22 protein-coding genes and 1 pseudogene are annotated in these 18,525 nt (G+C 38.9%); 15 read left to right on the top strand and 8 right to left on the bottom strand.

Translation table 11 applies throughout. From position 1 onward, the window contains the following. Positions 1 to 105 precede the first annotated feature (105 nt). Together QUF49_RS13090 and QUF49_RS13085 are read left to right on the top strand one after the other, a co-directional pair. A complete protein-coding gene (locus QUF49_RS13090) occupies positions 106 to 963 on the top strand; it encodes a patatin-like phospholipase family protein (protein WP_289496056.1) in 858 nt (285 codons plus the stop codon). 176 nt (positions 964 to 1,139) lie between these two features. Then, complete coding sequence (locus QUF49_RS13085; protein ID WP_289496055.1) at positions 1,140 to 1,262, top strand: hypothetical protein; 123 nt, start codon at positions 1,140 to 1,142, stop codon at positions 1,260 to 1,262. A gap of 85 nt (positions 1,263 to 1,347) precedes the next feature. Here QUF49_RS13085 and QUF49_RS13080 read toward each other — a convergent pair whose 3' ends face one another. Genes QUF49_RS13080 through QUF49_RS13070 form a run of 3 tightly spaced genes read right to left on the bottom strand, consistent with a single transcriptional unit; the run spans position 1,348 to position 3,864 of the window. After that, positions 1,348 to 2,316: an ABC transporter ATP-binding protein gene (locus tag QUF49_RS13080; protein ID WP_289496054.1), complete on the bottom strand. Its 969-nt coding sequence runs from the start codon at positions 2,314 to 2,316 to the stop codon at positions 1,348 to 1,350. Positions 2,317 to 2,328: 12 nt separating this feature from the next. Beyond that, entirely contained in the window at positions 2,329 to 3,114 is a 786-nt protein-coding gene (locus QUF49_RS13075) for an ABC transporter permease (protein WP_289496053.1), read from the bottom strand. A gap of 3 nt (positions 3,115 to 3,117) precedes the next feature. Beyond that, complete coding sequence (locus QUF49_RS13070; RefSeq protein WP_289496052.1) at positions 3,118 to 3,864, bottom strand: ABC transporter permease; 747 nt, start codon at positions 3,862 to 3,864, stop codon at positions 3,118 to 3,120. A gap of 127 nt (positions 3,865 to 3,991) precedes the next feature. Here QUF49_RS13070 and QUF49_RS13065 point away from each other — a divergent pair, with 127 nt between their 5' ends. The 3 genes from QUF49_RS13065 (at position 3,992) to QUF49_RS13055 (ending at position 7,557) form a co-directional block, all read left to right on the top strand. Next, positions 3,992 to 5,047: an EAL domain-containing protein gene (locus tag QUF49_RS13065; RefSeq protein WP_289496051.1), complete on the top strand. Its 1,056-nt coding sequence runs from the start codon at positions 3,992 to 3,994 to the stop codon at positions 5,045 to 5,047. Positions 5,048 to 5,191: 144 nt separating this feature from the next. After that, a complete protein-coding gene (locus tag QUF49_RS13060; RefSeq protein ID WP_289496050.1) occupies positions 5,192 to 7,282 on the top strand; it encodes a peptidoglycan D,D-transpeptidase FtsI family protein in 2,091 nt (696 codons plus the stop codon). A 101-nt stretch (positions 7,283 to 7,383) separates the two neighbouring features. Further along, a complete protein-coding gene (locus QUF49_RS13055; RefSeq protein WP_289496049.1) occupies positions 7,384 to 7,557 on the top strand; it encodes a hypothetical protein in 174 nt (57 codons plus the stop codon). 30 nt (positions 7,558 to 7,587) lie between these two features. Here QUF49_RS13055 and QUF49_RS13050 read toward each other — a convergent pair whose 3' ends face one another. Then, a complete protein-coding gene (locus tag QUF49_RS13050; protein ID WP_082820548.1) occupies positions 7,588 to 7,674 on the bottom strand; it encodes a YjcZ family sporulation protein in 87 nt (28 codons plus the stop codon). A 221-nt stretch (positions 7,675 to 7,895) separates the two neighbouring features. Here QUF49_RS13050 and QUF49_RS13045 point away from each other — a divergent pair, with 221 nt between their 5' ends. The 3 genes from QUF49_RS13045 to QUF49_RS13035 all read left to right on the top strand — a co-directional run bounded on the left by QUF49_RS13045 (position 7,896) and on the right by QUF49_RS13035 (position 12,192). Next, the gene (locus QUF49_RS13045) at positions 7,896 to 8,432 is read left to right on the top strand and encodes a copper resistance CopC family protein (protein WP_289496048.1); all 537 of its coding nucleotides are present in this window, start codon (positions 7,896 to 7,898) and stop codon (positions 8,430 to 8,432) included. Positions 8,433 to 8,617: 185 nt separating this feature from the next. Further along, the gene (locus tag QUF49_RS13040; RefSeq protein WP_289497652.1) at positions 8,618 to 10,381 is read left to right on the top strand and encodes an ABC transporter ATP-binding protein; all 1,764 of its coding nucleotides are present in this window, start codon (positions 8,618 to 8,620) and stop codon (positions 10,379 to 10,381) included. Then, the gene (locus tag QUF49_RS13035; RefSeq protein ID WP_289496047.1) at positions 10,381 to 12,192 is read left to right on the top strand and encodes an ABC transporter ATP-binding protein; all 1,812 of its coding nucleotides are present in this window, start codon (positions 10,381 to 10,383) and stop codon (positions 12,190 to 12,192) included. Before QUF49_RS13040 ends, QUF49_RS13035 begins: the two co-directional genes overlap by 1 nt. A 34-nt stretch (positions 12,193 to 12,226) precedes the next feature. Here the strand turns inward: QUF49_RS13035 and QUF49_RS13030 are convergent, their stop codons facing one another. Beyond that, positions 12,227 to 13,201 carry a metal ABC transporter solute-binding protein, Zn/Mn family gene (locus QUF49_RS13030; protein ID WP_289496046.1) on the bottom strand — a complete coding sequence of 325 codons (975 nt, stop codon included), beginning with the start codon at positions 13,199 to 13,201 and terminating at the stop codon, positions 12,227 to 12,229. Between the two features lie 287 nt (positions 13,202 to 13,488). On the opposite strand from QUF49_RS13030, the gene QUF49_RS13025 reads away from it, so the two are divergent. The 4 genes from QUF49_RS13025 (at position 13,489) to QUF49_RS20810 (ending at position 15,540) form a co-directional block, all read left to right on the top strand. Continuing rightward, the gene (locus tag QUF49_RS13025) at positions 13,489 to 13,911 is read left to right on the top strand and encodes a CBS domain-containing protein (RefSeq protein ID WP_289496045.1); all 423 of its coding nucleotides are present in this window, start codon (positions 13,489 to 13,491) and stop codon (positions 13,909 to 13,911) included. A 280-nt stretch (positions 13,912 to 14,191) separates the two neighbouring features. Continuing rightward, positions 14,192 to 14,776: a DedA family protein gene (locus QUF49_RS13020; RefSeq protein ID WP_289496044.1), complete on the top strand. Its 585-nt coding sequence runs from the start codon at positions 14,192 to 14,194 to the stop codon at positions 14,774 to 14,776. A 157-nt stretch (positions 14,777 to 14,933) separates the two neighbouring features. Next, entirely contained in the window at positions 14,934 to 15,128 is a 195-nt protein-coding gene (locus QUF49_RS13015) for a hypothetical protein (protein WP_289496043.1), read from the top strand. A 130-nt stretch (positions 15,129 to 15,258) separates the two neighbouring features. Beyond that, on the top strand, positions 15,259 to 15,540 hold the full coding sequence (locus QUF49_RS20810) for a HesB-like (seleno)protein (RefSeq protein ID WP_353958325.1): 282 nt from the start codon (positions 15,259 to 15,261) through the stop codon (positions 15,538 to 15,540). A 51-nt stretch (positions 15,541 to 15,591) separates the two neighbouring features. Here QUF49_RS20810 and QUF49_RS13010 read toward each other — a convergent pair whose 3' ends face one another. Further along, entirely contained in the window at positions 15,592 to 16,305 is a 714-nt protein-coding gene (locus tag QUF49_RS13010; protein ID WP_289496042.1) for a thermonuclease family protein, read from the bottom strand. A 124-nt stretch (positions 16,306 to 16,429) separates the two neighbouring features. Between QUF49_RS13010 and QUF49_RS13005 the strand changes: the two genes are divergently transcribed. From QUF49_RS13005 to QUF49_RS12995, 3 genes and pseudogenes are all read left to right on the top strand, one after another. Then, complete coding sequence (locus QUF49_RS13005; protein ID WP_289496041.1) at positions 16,430 to 16,612, top strand: hypothetical protein; 183 nt, start codon at positions 16,430 to 16,432, stop codon at positions 16,610 to 16,612. 15 nt (positions 16,613 to 16,627) lie between these two features. After that, positions 16,628 to 16,945 (top strand): annotated as a pseudogene (locus tag QUF49_RS13000) (redoxin domain-containing protein); the annotation flags it as partial. A 112-nt stretch (positions 16,946 to 17,057) separates the two neighbouring features. Further along, on the top strand, positions 17,058 to 17,420 hold the full coding sequence (locus tag QUF49_RS12995; protein WP_289496040.1) for a cupredoxin domain-containing protein: 363 nt from the start codon (positions 17,058 to 17,060) through the stop codon (positions 17,418 to 17,420). Between the two features lie 45 nt (positions 17,421 to 17,465). On the opposite strand, the gene QUF49_RS12990 is transcribed toward QUF49_RS12995, so the two are convergent. Both QUF49_RS12990 and QUF49_RS12985 read right to left on the bottom strand, forming a co-directional pair. Further along, positions 17,466 to 18,191, bottom strand: coding sequence for a hypothetical protein (locus QUF49_RS12990; protein ID WP_289496039.1), 726 nt, complete (start codon positions 18,189 to 18,191; stop codon positions 17,466 to 17,468). A 15-nt stretch (positions 18,192 to 18,206) separates the two neighbouring features. Further along, positions 18,207 to 18,491, bottom strand: a complete 285-nt coding sequence (locus tag QUF49_RS12985; RefSeq protein ID WP_289496038.1) for a hypothetical protein — start codon at positions 18,489 to 18,491, stop codon at positions 18,207 to 18,209. Positions 18,492 to 18,525: the final 34 nt, after the last annotated feature.

Here is an 18,525-nt window from a genome sequence, read left to right as displayed (position 1 = left end):
TAGCGGTCTCTGCAATAAAAACACTTCACTGGATTTCCCACCCGCTTTTTACATATAATTAAAATCATAAATAGTAAAGTTAGTTAACAATAGGTGGTGCCAAATTTGGAGAACTCTGGACTTATTCTTGAAGGTGGAGGAATGCGTGGGGTATATACCGCGGGTGTACTTGATGTTTTCATGGAGAACAATCTTTACTTTCCATATGTAATAGGAGCTTCTGCAGGAGCCTGTAATGCTGTCTCTTATCTTTCCAGACAACATGGGAGAAATCGAACGGTTAACCTGGAATTCAGCTCACACCCAGAATACATTTCATATAAAAATTGGCTGTTTAAGAAAAAGGGATTGTTCGGTATGGATTTTATTTTTGATGAGCTTCCTAACCGGTTAGTACCTTTTGATTATCAAGCGTTTAAGCAGTCAGAAGAGCGTTTTGTTGTGGTTGTTACAGATGTTAGAACAGGAAAACCTGTATATTTAAGCAGGGAAGATTATGAAGAGATGGATATCTCTAAAGTTTTGCGTGCCTCGTCATCGATCCCATTTATTGCTCCTGTGGTTGAGCTTGCGGGTGGGCACATGATGGACGGTGGCATTGCAGATCCCATCCCTGTTCATAAAGCTTTAGATGACGGGGTGAAAAAAGGAGTAGTCGTACTCACGCAAAACCATGGATATCGCAAGAAGAAGCCGAAAATGACGTGGGTGACCAAGCGTTTTTACCCTGAGTATACTGGACTTGATGAAAGCTTACGAGGCCGTTATTTAAAATATAACGAAACTTTGGATTTTATAGAGGAAGAAGAGGAAAAGGGGAATCTATTCGTTCTGCGTCCGCTAGAGAAGATGAAAGTAAAACGAGTGGAGCGGGACCCAAAACGACTCGGAGTCCTTTATGAACAAGGCAGACTAGATGCACTAAACCAGCTTGAACAACTAAAAAATTGGCTAGCAAACTAAAGTTTTAATGAACGGACTAGATTGGACAGATTATCTTTTCAATCGGACAGATTAATGAATCAATCCGACAGATTATCTATTGAAACGGACAGATTATCTGCAGAATAATTTTCAAAAAGGGTGTTGCTTTCAACTTCATTATTATTTTCTACTGTGACCGTTGATTGGAGTGCAAGGTGGGAGACTCCTGCGGGACAGGCGGGCAGGTGAGACACTTATACGTGAAACGTACAAATGTGGCTCACCGTCTGCCCCGCGGAAAGCGAGCACCTGGAACGGAAATCAACCACTTTCAATAAATCAAAGTTTACAAAAACTGCCATATTAAAAACTTGCCGTAACGGACTCGTACAAATGGGTCAGTTGCAGCAAGCTTTTTTAAAGCTAGTAAATCTTTTGAATCACTTCCTCAATATCTGGCTCTTTCATCTGGATATCGACTGGTTCTCCCCATTTTGTTACGTTTTGAAGCAAAAGAGGGGAGGGGATGATCGAGCGGTCATAATCAATCACTAGCTTTTCTTCTTCCCACTTCATTTTTTCAATGCCGTTTAACGATATTTCCTTAATATTTGGCTTAACCCGATATTGGATCTCCATTACACTTGGCAATCCAATATTTTTTCGCAGGTCTTCTAATGTTCCATCAAGAACAAGTTGTCCGTGGTTAATCACGATCACCCTGCTGCAAAGCTGTTCAATATCATCCATATCATGTGTCGTTAACAGGATTGTTTTTTTCTCATTTTGGTTCAGTTCTTTCAAGAAAGCTCGAATACTTGTTTTGGCGTTTACATCGAGACCGATCGTAGGCTCATCTAAAAAAAGTACATCTGGGTCATGTATCATCGCCGCTGCAAGATCGCCGCGCATCCGCTGACCTAAAGACAGCTTGCGAACTGGAGTATCCATAAACTTTCCGATCTGAAGCATATCATCGTATAATTTTAAAAACTGCTCATACTTTCCGTCAGGTACTTTGTACATTTCTTTTAAAATATCAAAAGAGTCCCTTAAAGGAAGGTCCCACCAAAGCTGTGTACGCTGACCGAAGACGATCCCTATTTTCTTGGCAACTTCTTTTCTTCTTTTTTGCGGGCTCAGACCACCGACTTTAATTTCTCCGCTAGTAGGGTGAAGGATGCCAGACAGCATCTTAATCGTGGTAGATTTACCCGCACCGTTAGGCCCGATATAGCCCACAAATTCTCCTTCTTCAATTGAAAAAGAAATATCGTTTACTGCTTTTACAATGTGATGTTTAGTGGAAAGAAGAGAAGCAAATGATCCGATAAATCCCTTTTTTGTTTCATAGATTTTAAAATGCTTGTTGAGCTTGTGAGCTTCAATCATAAGTAGACCTCCTTAACTGCCTGTACTGTGGTAGTGCCGAATTCCAAAATGCCAGAATCGTAATGATAGAAATAGAAAAACGATAGCAACCGCCGGAGGCAATGCTAAGTTCCAAAGACTTCCGCCCTTATTCAACAGAAAAAGAATAGGGGTGTAATTCATAAATCCGACTGGAATAACTGTGAAAAAGATAATCTTCAGCCAGCCCGGATAGATGTTCATGGGATAGTTGGCTGCATTAAATGGTGCGTACAGCGTAAACGTTTGAAAATCTTTGATTCTCTGCGTCCAAAAGGCAATTGTTGCGGTCAAAAGACCAAGTGAAAAACAAATAATGACCCCTGCTAAAATTGATATAGGTAAATAAATCAATAGTAAAAATAATTCAACGTTCTCTAAATTCAGACCGATAATAGAAATAATAAGGATAAGTATGCCTTGTATAGTTCCGCCGATACGTGACAGATCTAAATTTTTCGTTAAGAGCAGCGATAAAGGAGAAACGGGTCTGATCAGAAGACTGTCAAATTCACCTTCGACCATGTATCGTTCAAAATTATGTACCTCAACACAAAATACTCGGTAGAGAGTAATTGCAACGGATGAGATTCCGTACAACAAGCCCACTTCAAAAAGATTCCAACCTTTTACATCATCAAAACGCTGCAGTATGGCAGCCAGTAAGACAAAATCAACAGCCATAATCAGTCCGTATGATAAGGAGGATACAAGAAAGTTCATTTTATATTGCATGCGAGATCGCAGGCTTCCCGAAATCAATTTTATATAAAGATTCATACCTTATCCTCCTTGTATTTCTAATTTGTGGCGTGCTTTTTCGGTGAGCCACAAATTCATGAGCGTTAATAAAACAGCCCAAAAAAGCTGTATGAATAAAACCTCGCTCGAAACTTTTTCAAGGAAAATCATTACCGGATAATAGATTGCTCCAGCAAAAGGTAAATAAGGTGTGATAAAAGACAGTGGGGCAGGAAGTAAATCGATGGGTACGAGCTGTCCGCCAAGACCTATTAGTAAGGTGAAGTTAACAAAATGTGCCCAGTCAATCTCAGTTGTCCAGCAAGCACTGATCCCAACCAAGTAGTGTAGATTGATAGATATGATTATAGCTAAAAAGATTGAAATACATAAAAATAGATAACTTGGTACGTGTTGAGGTACATAGAAACCAACTGTTAGTGCAAAAACAAGCCCAATCGGAATGGAACGAAAGAAAAAGTTATACAATAACCGGCCAGCTTCTTGTGAGGTAACATACAGAAAAAAATTGGTAGGTCTTACGAGTTCTAATGAAATGGCGCCATTTCTTACGCCGTTTTGAATGTTCAGTCCCGCTGTAAGAAATCCTGAGAGCCAAAGGATGCATTGAACCGCAGCAATGTAATACGTCATGTCAAGTGCACTGTAGGGACTTTCATTCTCTTTACCTTGTAATACACCGACCCATATCGCGATAAATACGAAGCCGAAGATGGCACTGGCCGCATTATTGATCAAATGGGCAACTTTATACTGCATATTTCGCATAAAGCTCTTTTGTAGAAGAATCCAATAAACCATAAGTCCCCCTTTATGTAGTAGTCATTTTTAAAGCGCAGAATTATAAAATAGCAAATTTTACAAAAGTTTGCAATTCTTTTTTGGAGGTTTTGTTATGTCATGTTCTCAGTGTCGACCATCAGGTGATTTCCCTATAGAAGGTTTCATTCATATCCGTACAGACCATCCTGTTCTTTTACAAAGTTTGGAGCAGCTTTTTACTGAGGTAGGCTTAGAGGTAATGGCATCATCGAATGCGGTATCTGCAAAATACAACAATCTTCCCTTACTCCAATCACTATGTGAAGGTCTTTCAAGCACATTTAATAACCAAGCTATACAATCGTTCTATTGTGCGCTTACTCTAACTTTCGAGGAAGCAAATGGCTTTATTACATGGATCCCGTTTCCTCACTTTAGGGAAAGAATAAAAAACAGAGATCTTTATGAAGTTATACAACAGCAATTGTTCACTACATACTCACAACCTATTATTTCATTGCAGACAGAAGAAATTTATGGTTACGAATTTTTACTTCGCCCATTGTCGGATCGTATTGAATTTAAACCTTACGAACTTTTTCAGTATGCTGAAAAATCAGGATTACAAGCCCTCTTGGATGGAAATGCACGAATCACCTCCATACAGAATAGTTCTGGAGCAGTGCCTAGAGGAGTGAAGCGTTTCATTAACTTCCTTCCGTCATCCATTTATGATCCAAAGCATTGTTTGGCTACAACATTTAGAGCAGCAGCCGAGGCAGGAGTTGATCCGAATGACTTGGTGTTTGAAGTTGTGGAAACAGAAGAAATTGCAGACATAGAACACTTGAAGAGCATCTTAAAGGCTTACCAAGATCAAGGAATGAAAGTAGCACTTGATGACTTAGGTGCCGGTCATTCAACTCTTGCAGTATTAAAAGAACTGAAACCTAACTATGTAAAAATTGACCGCAAAATTATTTCTTTCTGTGATGAAGACGAATCTAAAAAAGAAATGATTCTGCAGATTGTAAAAGTAGCAAGGGAAATAAATGCGGTCGTATTGGCAGAGGGCATAGAAAGAAAAGAGGAAGCAGAGGTCGTTTTAAACTGTGGTGTTGAGCTCGCGCAAGGCTACTATTACGGAAGACCTGTACCTACAAAAAGCCTTACTGCAGCAGCCCTCTAAACGCCGTAAAACCTTATCAAAAAAAGATAAGGTTTTTTTTGATGAATATCTTGGAATTGTGGACAACTTCTAGTAATCTATAGATAGAAGCTTTTGTAATATAATTGTAAAATTAACGGGAAAATTTCCAAAAGGAGCGGAATGATGGTAACGAAAGCGGATCCGGAAAGAAAGAGGAAGAAAACACAAGTACCCTTTCGTTTAAATGTCTTGTTTTTGGTCGTCTTTTTTCTATTCTCTGTCCTAATTTTAAGGTTAGGAGTTCTCCAGATCGTAAATGGAGAGGAAAAACGTATAGAGTCAGAAGCAGTTGAAGAAGTGATCGCAAGGAAAGAAGCACCGCGTGGAAAGCTGCTGGACAGCAACTTCCGCGAAGTGGTTGGAAACAAACCTTTCTTTTCTTTAACATATACAAAAACAGTAGATACAAAAGCAGAAGACACGATGCGGATTGCAAAATGGCTGGCTGAACGCCTTGGCGTGACAGAAGATCAAGAAAAGAAGATTACAGTACGCGATAAGAAAGACTATTTCATTGCAAAACATGATGTAACTGAACTAATAGAAGAACGACTCAGCAAGAAAGAAAAGAAGCTGAGCGACAAGGATCAATATAAAGCGCTTGTTGATAAGATTACCGAGGAAGAGATCAAAAGCCTAACAGATGAAGACATTAAGATTCTTGCATACAAACGTGCGATGGAAACAGGGTATGCGTATTCAGCACAGCGCATTAAAACGAATTTAGACAATCAAGAAGTTTCCATTATCTCTGAAAATCTTGGCGACCTGCCAGGGATTGATATAATGGCGGATTCAAAACGTATATACCCATTTGGTGAATCCTCAATTTTTGGGCAGGTAAAACAAATTCCTAAATCAAGAACCGACTATTTTATGAGTATGGGTTATGACCGAAGTGACCAAGTAGGTGTAAGTGGTCTTGAAGATCAATATGAACAAGTGCTTAGAGGAACGAAAGAAAAATCTGTATATCTAACGAATCCTAAAACCGGGGCAACAATCGGTGAGCCGAAAACCATCCCCGGGCAGCGTGGAAAAGATATCGTACTAACATTAGATATGGAGCTTCAATTCCACCTGGAAAAGATTCTAGAAGAAGAGATCTTAAAAGCAAAACCGCTTGGCGGAAATGACCTGCTTAAATCAGCATACATCGTAATGATGAATCCTAAAACAGGTGAGATTAAAGGGATTGCAGGAAAAACATACAAAGATGGAGAGTTCCACAACGATTCATATGGTGCACTATACAACTCTTATGAAATGGGTTCAACGGTAAAAGGAGCAACGGTACTTACAGGTCTTCAAAAAGGGCTAGTAGGTATGGGAGAAGTCATATATGATGCACCTTTTACTAAGAACGGCATGGATAAATCCTCATGGAAGAACATGGGATATATTAATGATCTAGATGCCCTTCGTATGTCATCTAACGTATACATGTTTAATATTATGGACCGCATGATCGGTCCTGAGCATTGGACAGAGACATATGCAGAAGCACGTTATTCATACAGTCAGTTTGGTCTAGGAGTTAAAACAGGTATTGATTTTCCAAATGAAGCAACTGGATACGAAGGAAAGCCACCTGAAGGAGAGTCTGCTACTCTGTATGACTTAGGTATAGGGCAATTTGATACGTATACTACGATGCAGCTGGTTCAGTATGTATCAACAATTGCGAATGATGGATATCGAGTTAAACCTCAATTGGTACGTGAAATTCGTGAACCTGCTCCGAATGAAGAGGCACAAGGGAAATTGTTGAAGCGCTTTGAACCAGAGATTTTAAACAAAATTGACATTGATCAAAAATACATTGAACGCGTGCAACAAGGATTTTGGCAAGTTATGCATTCACCTGGTGGCACAGCAAAAAGTTATTTTGATGACCCTGAAAAGTATCACAATCCAGCAGGGAAAACAGGAACTGCCCAGCGTATTATTAGGCATCCAAGTACAGGGAACTTGGTTGAAAAGCATAACTTGACACTTGTCGGATATGCACCATTTGAAAACCCTGAAATTGCATTCGCAGTTGTGGTTCCAGAAGGTACACCGCAAAACGGAAATCAAAAAATCAATAAATACATCGGACAGCGTGCACTTGAAGCGTATTGGAACTTAAAAGAAAAGTACGGTGAAAACGCAGAGACGGTTAATGGTAATTTAGAAAAAGATAAAGAAGCGGCAGAGAACTCAGCACAATGATGCTGAGTTCTTTTCTTTATGCATTGCTTTTTTCCAAAAGATTATTTTTTTAATCAGTTTTTTTCGTAAAGGCTTCATTGACAAGTTGTTTGTAGCGCAAGGTGCGAGACTCCTGCGGGACAGGCGGGCAGGTGAGACACTTAAGAGTGGAACGTTCGAATGTGGCTCACCGCCTGCTCCGCGGAAAGCGAGCACCTGGAGCGGAAATCAACCATTTTCAAGAGCAACAAAGTATACGAAAACAGCCTTATGTAAAAAAGAAAAAACCGGCCTAAGCCGGTTTTCTCCTTTCACGCTATTCATTATTAGCAGAAGCAAGCTGCCCCAACAATAATCAATAGAATAAATAACACTACTACCAATGCAAAAGAATTGCCATAAGAATAACCCATCGATTTTTCCTCCTTTAATTCTTGCAATTGTTAATTCCATATATCCTATGCCTGTTTTCGTTTTCGAAGTGGGCAGGAGCCTAGATTCCAGTAAAATAGGCGTAAAATGTATGTTTGACCACAAAAGTGTCAAGTATTTGTAAAGACTGAATACTTGTGAGGAATGCCTTTTCTTTGTTTTAATGAAGGGAGAAAGAAAATATGGTACAGGGAGTCAAGTTATGAAAAAAATGCTCTTATCCTTACTTTTATTGATGATGATGGTTATACAATTGCCTTTATCCGCGTTTGCTCATTCCAAACTTGAATCATCAACACCTGCTGAAGGAGAAAAGGTTACAACAGATCTTGAAGCAGTCGTCTTAACTTTTTCAACAAAGATTGAATCGCTAAGTACGATGACTTTAAAAAACGGTGATAAAGAAATTCCTCTCCAGATCAGTATTGAAGATGACCAAATGACTGGTGCGATCAACACCCCCTTGGAGAATGGCAATTATACTGTATCCTACAAAATTATTGGTGCTGACAGTCATGTGATTGAAGGAAACTATACATTTTCGGTAGATCGTCCTGAACAAGAACAAGCACAAGAAGAAAATCCAGAAGACAAGAAAGACGACAATGCTGAGCAAGCATTGCCAGATACAGAGAAAAAAGATCAGCCGAAAAATCCAAGCTATTTTGCACCGCTTACGATTGGACTCGTGATAGTAATTGCCATCGTATCGTTCTTTGCATTCAGAAGAAAACGTTAATGTAAGAAGTCTCGAATATATCGAGGCTTTTTTTAGTACGATAGGAGAGGGGGTGACTTGTTTAACAAAGTTGATATTTTATTTTGTGTTTTATAAATAAAATAAGCAAAATTATAGTTTTTTCTAACTATTCTGTTATATGATGTATATTGTCTTTTATTTTTTAATAGGGGAGGGTGATCGATCTGGATACATTCAGAAGATTAAAAGACTTTTATTGGCCTTATAAAAAGTACTTTTATTTGTCGATTCTTACGTTGTTTCTTGTTTCAGGAATTACCGTTGTTTATCCAATGGTCCTGCAATTTACCATTGATGAGATCATTATTAAAGGGGAATATTCATTCGTCCCTTACGTAGCAATCGGTTTTATCATACTCATGGCCATTAAAGGGGCTGCTACATATAGTCACCAGTTTTATGGAGACCTGTTTGGCATTAGTTCCGTCTACCAGCTTCGGGAATCATTGTATGAAAAACTGCAGTTTCTTCCATTTGATTATTACGATAACGCGAAAACGGGTGATCTCATGTCCCGACTCACGGCAGATGTGGAAGGGTTCCGCTTCTTTCTGTCGTTTGGATTTTCTCAGCTTATTAACTTTGTTCTAATCGTTGGCTTCAGTCTTTCTGTTATGTTCTTCTATTCCATTCCTTTGGCCATCATTACACTATGCATGATGCCTTTCCTCGCAATCGTCGTTTACAAGTTTGATAAAGAAGTTCATCCCGCTTTTAGAGGAATTCGAAAATCCATGGCTAACCTCAACACGAAGGTTCAGGAAAATATTAGCGGTATCAATACAGTAAAGTCACTATCCCGTGAAGATTTTGAGATAAATAAATTTGATAAATCGAATGAGGACTATAAATCACAATTTCTAACAACCTCCCAAATATGGGCAAGATACTTTCCAATCATGGAATTGATCGGAAACCTTTCTGTCGTCCTGCTGCTTGCTTATGGGGGTTATCTTGTTATTCAAGGGAATCTGACAGCAGGGGAGCTCGTTGCTTTCTTTAGTCTCGTTTGGTACATTATGGGGCCGATTATGAATCTAGGGTTTATCATGAATACTTTTTCTCAATCCAAAGCTTCAGGAGAACGATTGTTAGAGATCTTAGACGAACCTCTTGAGATGGATGGGGAAGACAGGGAACTTGAAAGGGTTCGCTTTGATGGAGAAGTAATCTTTGAAGACATAACGCATCGCTATAAAAATGAGAAAAAAGATGCTCTTAAAAATGTAACGTTTACAGCTAAACCTGGACAGACGATTGGACTGATCGGGGCAACAGGCTCAGGCAAAACATCCATTACACAGCTTCTGTCAAGATTCTATCAGCCAGAGAAAGGTTCCATTCTTATCGATGGGAAGCCACTTGAAAGGTATTCGCTTAGAACGATTCGAAAGAACATAGGTACCGTGCTGCAAGAGTCTTTTTTGTTTTCGTCAACGATCAAAGACAACATTTCATACGGTAACCCTGATGCGGATATGGATGATATTGTGGATGCCGCCAAACGGGCACAAGCACATGACTTTATTATGGAGCTCCCTGACGGATACGACACAGTTTTAGGAGAGAGGGGACTCGGACTTTCTGGTGGGCAAAAGCAGAGAATCTCGATTGCAAGAGCCATACTGATTGACCCGACCATCTTAATTCTTGACGACGCCACAAGTGCGGTAGATATGGAAACTGAATTTAGAATACAAAAAGCTTTAAAAGAAGTGATGAACGACCGGACGACATTTATTATCGCTCACCGAATTTCTTCACTAAAACATGCTGATGAGATTCTTGTTCTTCATGAGGGAGAAGTGATTGAACGCGGAACACATGAAGAGCTCATTAGCGAAGAATCAGGAGCTTACCGCAGAATTTATGACATTCAATACCAAGACAAAGATAAAGTGTTTCAAATGACAGGGCGGGGGGTGTAATGGTGAAAGAAACAAATAAGAGAACACGGTTTCGATATTCATCTGAACAAGTCATCGACAAGCCGTTCAACTGGGGACAGATCATTCGCTTGTTTCAATACATGAAACCTTACAGCAAGAACTTATTGCCAAAAGCGATTTTAGCTATGATTGTTTCAACCGCTGTTAGACTTGTCGTACCTGTGTTCATTGGGGTTCTGACATTCGACCATGCGATCAAGAACAAAGATACAAACCTGCTAATAAAATTAATTATTGCGATTGCAGGGCTTTACTTGCTTTCCTGGGGAGCCAATACACTTCGCATAAAATGGATGAACTATCTTGGCCAGTATGTGATTTATGACATACGGAAGCATCTGTTTAAACATATTCAGCGTCTGTCACATCGATTTTTCGATCAGCGTTCTGCTGGGTCCATACTAGTTCGAATCATCAACGACGTGAACTCATTGCAGGATTTGTTCACGAATGGGGTTATCAATGTCCTCATGGATATCATCTTGCTGTTAGGGATTATCGTGATCATGTTTGTTTATAGCCCGGAGCTCACTTTGGCGATTATGGTCATTCTTCCACTGATGTTCTTTATTTCAACCAGTCTTAGAAAAAAAATCAGACGTTCTTGGCAGGTTGTTCGAATCAAACAAGCCAAGTTGAACTCACATCTAAACGAGAGCATTCAAGGAATTCGGGTTACGAAATCATATACTCAAGAAAAAGAGAACATGAACTTTTTTAACGGAGTGAACAACGAAACGTATGACAGCTGGAGAACGGCTACACAGCAAAATGCGTTGTTCCGCCCATTCGTTGAAATGTCAAACGCGATCGGTACAGCCATTCTGCTTTGGTTTGGTTCCTACTTGATTCAAGGTGAAGCGTTGGAAATCGGGGTTTTTGTTACATTTGCCTTTTACCTCGGCATGTTTTGGGAGCCGATCTCAAGGCTAGGCCAAGTGTATAATCAGCTTTTAGTAGGAATGGCATCTTCAGAAAGAATTTTTGAGTTTCTAGATGAAAAGCCGAATGTGCATGAAAAAGAAAATGCGTATTCCTTCTCACAGATCAAAGGAAACATTGAGTTTAAAGAGGTTGAGTTTTCGTATAACGCTGACCGAAAAGCGTTAAAAGGAATCGACCTTTCTATACAAGGTGGTCAGACAGTAGCTCTAGTGGGTCATACGGGTTCAGGTAAGACTACAATCGCAAACTTAGTGAGCAGATTTTATGATCCAACCGCAGGTGAAGTCTTGATCGACGGTAAGAATTTAAAAGACGTGAACTTGGCAAGCTTACGTGAAAAAGTGAGTGTGGTTCTTCAAGACACGTTTATCTTTTCTGGTACGATTAAGGATAACATTCGTTTCGGAAGACCAGATGCATCTGATGAAGAAGTAAGAAGTGCTGCTAAAGCTGTTGGTGCTCATGCGTTTATTGAGAGGCTATCAAATGGATATGAAACAGAAGTAGAAGAACGAGGAAACGTTTTATCCGTCGGTGAGAGGCAGCTTCTTTCTTTTGCTAGAGCCCTTCTCGCTGATCCAGATATTTTGATTCTGGATGAAGCGACAGCAAGCATTGATACAGAGTCTGAACAAAAGATACAAAAAGCATTAAAGACCTTGTTAAAGGACAGAACGGCTATTATCATTGCTCATAGACTTTCTACCATAAGGGAAGCTGACAATATTGTTGTTCTTGACCATGGAGAAATTATGGAACAAGGTAACCATGCAGAGCTTATGAACGCTGAAGGAATTTATTATCACCTAGTAGTTTCTCAATTTAAAATGCTTGATGCCATATAAAAAACGCCGGGGAATTTTCCCCTGGCGTTTTTGCTTATTGTAAGGCTTTAGAAAGAGTAGAAATGTTATCTTTCATAATCGTTAGGTAGTCACGGTCATTTTGGATATCTTTTTTCGTTCTTGTTTCTAAGTTGTGAAGAGTCATCGTCTCTGCGCCGACTTCTTTTTTAATCATCGCAGCTACCTTATTGTTCACGTTTTCTTCAAATAAGATATAATTCGTTTTTTCTTTTTTTGCGTTTTCAATAATGGTTTGAATCTGCTGCTGACTTGGCTCATGTGATGGAGAAAGTCCGCTGATTGCAATTTGTTCTAAGCCGTATCGCTCAGCCCAATATCCGTAAGCTGCATGAGACACAATGAAAGAATCCTTAGGAGCGTTTTCAACACTTGATTTAAAAGATGAATCTAGCTCTTTTAAATCTGAAATCAAAGCTTCATGATTTTTTTGGAACGTCTCTTTCGCTTCTGGTTTTAATTTAACAAGTCCGTTATATATATTATCTGCCATTTGTTGAGCTAAAACTGGATCAAGCCAGATATGCGGGTCAAGAGAACCATGTTCGTGATGAGATTCTTCTTCATGCCCTTTTTCCTCACCTTCATGGCTATCATGTTCATCGGTATGTTCATCTGCATGTTCATCTGATTCATGATACGTAATATCTTTCGCGCCATCGATAATCGGCATATCTTCTTCTTTTAAAGTATCTGCCACAGAAGAGGAGAATTCGTCTGATTCTAGTTTGTTATAAACAAATGCATCTCCTTCAGTGATTTCCACCATCTTTTTTGTAGAAGGTTCATATGTGTGTGCGTCAGCACCAGGAGGTATAATAGAAGATACTTCCACATGCTTGCCGCCAATTCTTTCTGTGAAATATTCTAATGGATACATAGTTGTGTAGATCTTCAATGTACCTTCTTTTTTATCAGATGCGTTGTTATTTCCGCATGCTGCTGATATGAATAATAGTATTATTGCGCTAAGTAAACCAAGTTTTCGCATGTATTGATGTCTCCTTTCAAACAATCCTTACTCATTATAAACGGAATGATTACGATTTGTAAAATATTATTTATTATGAAGGTCCATTTTTTTATTTTGTTTGTTTAATGTAACTACAAAAATTGCGTAATGAGTCTAAAAAAGGTTGTTAAATGATCTTAAAGGGAAATAGTATGTGTAGTATTTTATAAAGCAGACATATGTTCTTTTTGTTATAATAAAGAAGGTGTTTATAAAAGCGTTTAAATAAGCGTGAATCATGCTTAAAAAGGAGAGCGCGTACTAACATGAATATTGCTTTTTATTTGTTGCCTAAAGATGAAGTGAAGTACTTGAACCCTGAAGCAACGATGAGACAGGCACTTGAAAAGTTATCTTATCACAAGTATACTTCTGTGCCTCTCGTATCTGAAGAAGGCCGGTACATAGGAACGTTAACGGAGGGCGACCTGTTATGGAAGCTTAGGGAAGCCTTTGACAAAGGGTATGATGAAGTATTGAAAACAAAGCTGGTAGATGTTCCGCAGCGAATCAATAATATTTCTGTTTCCATAAATTCAAATATGGAAGACCTTATTACTTTGTCTACGGATCAAAACTTTATACCCGTTACAGACGATGACGGTCATTTTATTGGAATTATAAGAAGGCGGGACATTATCAAGTATTGTGCAAATTTAATTTGGAACAAGGAAGTTACAAAAGATTAAGGCTGTTGTCTTAATCTTTTTGTAATACAGCAAGGATGAATTTTGATTTCCTTTGGGAACATTATATGTAAAAGTTAGTGAAAGCAGCGGGTTTGTGTGGTTTGCACACGTAACCCAAAACAAGTTCCTTTAAGTAAAAGAAATACGGAAAAACGGTCTATTTTTTATCTTTTTTACATACACATTAGGACGGATTGTAATTTGGACAGGTTTTATTTTCTCTGTAAATCTATAAAGTTGTTGTGAAAACAATTAAATCTAAAAACGTTAAGGAGATATAATGAAAGAATTAGTGATTTCCCTTTTAGAGTGGATTATGAGTTTAGGTCATTTAGGCATTGCGCTGGGATTGATGGTTGAAGTCATTCCGAGCGAACTCGTTCTGTCTTATGGTGGTTATATGGTATCTCAAGGGCATTTGAACTTCACGCTAAGTGTTATTGCAGGCACGATTGGAGGAACGCTTGCTCAGCTCTTTTTATATTGGATGGGGTACTACGGAGGCCGTCCATTTCTTGAAAAGTACGGGAAATATATTCTGATCTCCAAAAAACAAATTGACCTGTCGGAGAAATGGTTTAATAAATATGGAACAGGAGTAATCTTTTTTGCACGTTTCATTCCTGTTGTCAGACATGCGATCAGTATTCCAGCTGGTATTGCGAAAATGTCTTTTGCTAAGTTTACACTGTTCACCACACTAGCTGTTATTCCATGGTCAATTTTCTTTATTGAATTAGGAAGCAGACTTGGAGCTAACTGGGAAGACATCAAAACAATTGCAGCTCCGTATACAAGGGGCATCATGATTGCAGCAGTGGTGATTATTTTCTTATTTATTTTGTACAAAGTAAAAAAGAAATAAGTTGATAGTTCGATTCTAATTCTATAATTATGAAAGCCTGGTGTACTCGTCAGGCTTTTTATTATTGTCTTGAAGTGGCGGGACAAATTCTAAAAAAGAATGTCCAAAACATATATATGGCTACTGCAAAAAAATGAAAAAATGGGAGGGATGGTGAATGGAAGCATTCATTAAAAACTATCATGAAACGTACAACGCAGCGAAAGTAAATGAGTTGTTGCTGCGCATCAAAGCTCATAACGAAAAGGAAAGCATGGCAGCGAAAGTGTCGGAAGCAATGGAAATATGCGGCTTCAGCCCTGGTGACATCGAGCAGGTTCTTAAGCAGCTGAGAGGGGGGGACAGACCCTAGACAATTACACTTTCACCGTTTTTGTGCATCTATGGAGGACAAAAACGGTATTCTTTTCATCACACAAACAGCCATTTCTTAGACTAGACCGCTACATTTACGTTATACTACTTAGTAAGAGGTGATGGTTTTGGAAATTACGCTAAGTGCAAAAAAATATATTGAAGAAGTGCTTGAGATGAACAACGCCGACGGAATTCGAGTATATTTTGCAGGCATGGGCTGAGGCGGTCCTAAGCTAGGCCTGGCTCTGGATGAGCCGGAAAACACAGATGTAATTGAAGAGATTAATGGAATTAGAGTGGCATTTGACACAAGAATTAAAGACCAGACAGCAACCCTTAAGCTAGACTTTGAAGATTCAAAGCATGGCGCAGGTCTTGTGATGCTCGGTCAAGATGAATGCTGTTAAGAAGTTAAAAAACCGCTAATGACTTGGCTAACTCAAGTCATTAGCGGTTTTTTATTGTTGAGACTTTCTGAATCCAGCCTCAATCGCTTCGTTTTCAGAGCAAAACCATTTTTCTGGCTTCGTTATTTTATAATATCTGCCGCTTTCCACATGATAGATCTTATCTCCGGAGGAATTAATATTTCCCTTGATCTTGCATTCATCACTGGTATCACTGCCGCTTTCATCATCAGGAGCTCCTGGTTCACTAGAAACATAGCCCTCTTCTTGTACATAGTTCTCTAAACTCCAAATACCAACACCATCTTTTTGAGCCTGCTTTTGAATGCTTTCGTACTCATCAACATACTTGGTGTTAGGCTCAAATACATAAGCGACCCGAGCTAAGCCTTTTTCCAGTAAACTTTCCTGCACGCTTTGTCCGTCTGCATAAACATAAGCTAAAAGGCGTCCATACTTATCTCTTTCTCCAATGCCGAGTTCTAGCTCAACTTTTGCACTGTTTATTAGTTCTTGTGTGTAGTTGCTTGCTTCTTTACTAAAAGGCTGTACAGGCTTTGAAGGATGAACGCTCTCAGGTGTATCAACAAGCAAAAAACGAACCGTTTCCGTTTTTCCGCCAACCTGAACTTTTATCGTGTCTCCATCAACAACATCAACTACTTTTACAGCTATGCGGTCTCCATCATTAGAATTAAAATAACTGCATCCTGCTATAAAAATTATGGTGCTTAAAAGAACCATTCTTATAACTCTTAATTTCATATATATCCTCTCTCAATCAAAATATTGTATAGGGCACGCTTCTTTCAATTATAATAAATGATAGATAAAATAGCTTATATATTATCATACATGAGGAGTTTGTATGTATAGAAAGGAGGATATTGTGAAAAAGATACATAAAATATTTGCCGTTTGTTTAGCTGTTCTTCTTACGCTTGTTGCAGCAGGTTGTGGAAATGACTCAAAAGTAAAAGAAGCAAAATTAGAGAATCAGAATGGCGAGCCTGTTGCTGTCTTTCCGTCCGACAAGCCATCCTTAATTTTTCTATTCACAACTGCTGGCTGAGGACTCTGTCAAACTCAGCTGGTTCAGCTGAAAGAGAATGTAGAAAAGTTTGACGATATGGATGTAAACATTTATGCAGTAAGTTCAGATACGGTTGAACATTTGTCCGTTTTACATCAAGAGATGAAACCTCCGTATCCGTTTTTATCAGATCCCGAATTTAAGCTGATCGATCACCTTGATATGAAGGGTGAAGGTGTAGCTAAACGGGGATACGCTTTAATTGATAGAAAGGGAAAGGTAATTTTTACAGAAGTAAATGACCATTGGGGAGAACAGATTGACCAAACTTCAAAACAAATACACAACGAATACAAGAAACTAGAAAAATAGTCCGGATATCCCGGACTGTTTTTTGTATGTGACAACTGTCACAGATTCTCCATACTAGTTGGTTTAAAATGGGGTTATAATGAAATCAGAAAGACTGAAGGAGGCAAATCATATGTTAAAAAAATCATTTTGGCTTGCAGCAATCGCAGTTCTTGCCATTGGAATCTTGGCTGCTTGTGGTGGCGGTAAAGATAAAGAAGAAAGCACAAAAAATGCAGAAGAAACAATCACGATTGAAGCGAGTAATTTTAAGTTTGATAAAGAAGAATACAAAATTCCTGCCAACAAAGACGTTGCCCTTAAATTGGAAAATGTTGATGGGAATCACGGATTAATGATTGAAGGCGAAAAAGTAAACATTGCTGGCGGTTCATCAGATGTTGTAAACCTTAAGCCAGGTGAATACACGCTTCGATGCAGCGTTCCTTGTGGTAACGGGCATGCAGATATGGTTTCAAAATTAGTAGTTGAATAAGAAGTAAGCCCCCGAGCATTCTAGCCGGGGGCTTATTTTATGTGGTTAGCATAATTTCTGAATTTGCAGCAGTTCCTTGTTGTAAGGAATATCTTTCATGGTCGATGCCCAGAGATTTCCGAGCAAGCGAGGCATCATCTGATCAGACGGAATTGTACCGTTATGCTGGAGAAAGTACTGAAAATACAATAAATATAGCCACGAAGAAACGGGGAATAAAATTTCATCTGCAAATTCTCGACTCTCTGTTATCGTTGTAAAAGAATGCGATTCCCACCCCGAAATAAAACGAGAACGTTTACCAGCAAGTTTCGATTCTATGTAGTGAAGAGAATGAGCAACTTGCGGATCATCATCACCATCAGCATGGGCTAACCGCGATTGTAATTCCAAGGGTATTGAATCGAGATTTTCAACCTCAGCTATGACATGACATAACCCTTTATCATAATGGGAATTTAGCGGTTTCAATTCGTAACTCTCCAGCATCTCAACAAAGGATAACTGCTCTGAAGGAATTTCTGCATAAGGCGGGGCATATGTTTGCCTGCCATATTTTATTTCGTAAAGTGTCTTTTTTTCAAAGGAAGAGCAGACATACCACGTATCGTTTTCATCTTTAAACAAACGTTCGCCCGTTTCAAGGGAATAACCGACAAATAACCCTCTCTTCGAAAACTCGTAGTGAGGTAGGTCTTGCTCTATTAACTTACTCATTGTTTGTTCATTTGGCGTTTCAACCGCTGTCATTACAAAGATTGTAATCCGCAAGATCGTCACATTCCTCTAGTTTTTGATTTTTTGAAAGGTATCTTTTAACCCTGTAAATCCCTCTTTAACTGCTGTAAAACTATTTTTCTTTTGATAAATGTCATAACGCAGATAATCTTTTTTTTCTTGAAGAAGCTGCTGCTGTGTTTTCACATCGTTCATTCGTGCTGTGATGCTGTCACCGGTACTCTTCATTTTTTGAACCGTTCCCATTGATTCTTTTACAGCTTTAATGCCAGGAATGAGAATAAATAGTGCCGCAGCAGCACATAAAGCTAAGAAAATCCATAACCAAATCATTACCATCGCCTCCAATCAGTCTATCTATACTAAA

This window comes from Fictibacillus sp. b24 (assembly GCF_030348825.1).
Lineage (GTDB): Bacteria > Bacillota > Bacilli > Bacillales > Fictibacillaceae > Fictibacillus.
The sequence above is the reverse complement of the archived record's forward strand: the minus strand, read 5'-3'. Positions and strand labels throughout refer to the sequence as shown.